Origin of the sequence: Rothia sp. HMSC075F09, assembly GCF_001810515.1 — a bacterium.
GTDB lineage: Bacteria > Actinomycetota > Actinomycetes > Actinomycetales > Micrococcaceae > Rothia.
The window spans coordinates 43595-45903 of record NZ_KV801791.1; the positions used below are offsets into that span (position 1 = coordinate 43595).

1 protein-coding gene and 1 pseudogene are annotated in these 2309 nt (G+C 58.0%); both read right to left on the reverse strand.

The genetic code is table 11. The annotated features are described in order from the left end of the window. The coding region (locus HMPREF2749_RS05080; RefSeq protein ID WP_070593613.1) for a gluconolactonase at positions 1-1373 on the reverse strand (1373 nt) is incomplete at its 3' end. Positions 1374-1661: 288 nt separating this feature from the next. Next, a pseudogene (locus HMPREF2749_RS05085) lies at positions 1662-2309 on the reverse strand (S-layer homology domain-containing protein); the annotation flags it as partial.

Genomic DNA, 2309 nt, shown 5'->3' on the forward strand with positions numbered 1-2309 from the left:
CGGTAGGTGAACGCCGCAACGGTAGCGTTCGAAATGCCTGCATCAGCATGGAACTTGCCGTCCGACCAGCCGAAGGTAATACCCTTCTGACGAGCCCACACGTACGCGGGGAAGTTCGGGTCGGTGGTCTTCACATCCGGCCAGGGAGAAGTTTCAGGCAGCTTCACCTCGGGGGTGCCCGCCTGAATGTACAGGGCAGCTGCGAGCTCACCGCGGGTAGCGAGGGTCTCCAGCTTCTCATCGGAAGGATCGGGCTTCTGGTTGTCATCCTTCTTGGGATCCTGAGCGTTGGGCAGGTTCGCCTCCCTGTAACCGTTCGTGCCGTTCAGGTCCAGGTCCTGCCACGCGAGTAGGGTACCGCGGCCCTTGGTGGACCTGCCCACGACCGGTGCGATCAGCTTACCGTTATTGCCGTAACCGTCGTTAGCCCAGACCTCAATCACGTACTTCTTCGAAGCGTTCAGAGTGTTTGCCGGAAGATTCACGGTACCGTTCAGGTTGCCATCACGGTACGCCGAAGACTGGGTGGGGTGGTCAAACTCGATAATGTCGCTGGTTGCCAGAACCGGGGTGTTCGAGCCCTTCTCACGAACCACGAGCTGAACGCCCCTAACGGAGTGAATATCGCCGTTAAACCCCTGGCCACCAACGTTCAGATCCTGTGATTTTATGGGGTCAGTCACAGCGTTGTAACCCAGGCGCGGTGCGAACGGCGCCGGCTTCTCACCCATAGTATTCAGTACCTGGGTGCTCACCACGTTCTTGCTGGTCCACAGCTCCTGAGCGGTCAGCGGCTTCTGATCCTTCTGTTCAGCAACCACGCGAATTTCGTAGAGGACATCGTACTTGGTGCCGCCGGTCGGGTCGTGGAAGTTGTCATCATCGATGAAGTAGTAGGCAGCAAGCTTGTACGCCTCAACCTTCAGATCAGCCTCAAAAGTGCCGTCATCGGTAATGGTGAAGTCCTGACCCTCCACGAAGCGCAGCATCTTCGAAGTCGGAATCTCGTAGCCGGAGGGCGCGTAGTTCGCGGGAGCAATGTACAGCGCCACGGTACCGTGCTGAGCACGCCACTCCTTGGTGTAACCCGCACCCTTCACATGGATGGTACCGCCCTCAGTCGTGACGAGGGAGGGGTTCACGCCGTCGTACTTGTAACCGTCAGGGATGGAAACCTCAAGGGTCGGGGTAGCCGCAGCGACCTGGTTAGCTGCCTGAGGGGTAGCGGCAGCAACAGCGGCATCAGCGGCAGGAGCCGCATTCTGAGCCAGTGCCGGGGTCATCGGCAGAACCATAGCACCAGCCAACGCCAATGCGCCGCAACCCTGAGCAGCGCGGAGGAAAGAAGACTTAGAGTTCGGAAGCGAGGACATAACACATCCTTAAAGTTGTTTCTCGCAGGGCTCTGCGGGCTCAACGGCGGGTAGGGAATTCGCCGTTGAATCTGCGCGCCCTATGAGAAAAATGGTTGGAAGCCCCGTCGGTTTCGGGGACATTTTCACCCTATCAAACCCTCCAAATGATGTCAGGGAACACTCAAGGGAGGCTTGAAGGTTTTGAGACATTTCACAGGTTGATCAGCCGGTAAAAGCTGAACCCCGTGTGCCCGAACAGAAAACCTGCTCGAGAACACGGGGTATTCAGCGTAGAACTAGTCCGCCTTACTTAGCGCGGTTCTGGAAATTGAACAGCATCTGCTCCAACTGACCACGATTCACCAGGTCCGTCGCATTAAAAGCGCCGAAATCCGGAGTAATGACATACTGCTGAGTGGACCACAGAATCTCACGGTAGAAAGCGGAACTCGGATCAACATCCGTGAACGAAGAAACACCAGAAACAGCCGGGGAACCCGCTGCACGGTAGGTAAACGCCGCAACCGTAGCGTTCGAAATGCCGGCATCCGCGTGGAACTTACCATCAGACCAGCCGAAAGTAATGCCCTTCTGGCGAGCCCACACGTAAGCGGGGAAGTTCGGGTCGGTGGTCTTCACATCCGGCCACGGGGAGACCGCCGGGAGGTTCACCTTGGGGCTACCGGCCTGAGCGTACAGCGCCGCAGTCAACTCGCCGCGAGTAGCGCGCTGCTGCTGCTCCTGGGAGGTGAGCTTCGAGGTCAGGGTCTTGTATTCTCGCGTGGGCGCAGTAGCATCCGTGAAGTTCGGAACGCCCTCAAACTTCAGATCCTGACGAGCCATAAGAACACCGCGGTGCTCCGGCGCGTAACCCACAATCGGGGTGATGAGAGGCCTGTCCTTCTTGGTGAGGTCGTAGTCGTAGTCGCTCCACGCCTCAATGACGTACTGCTT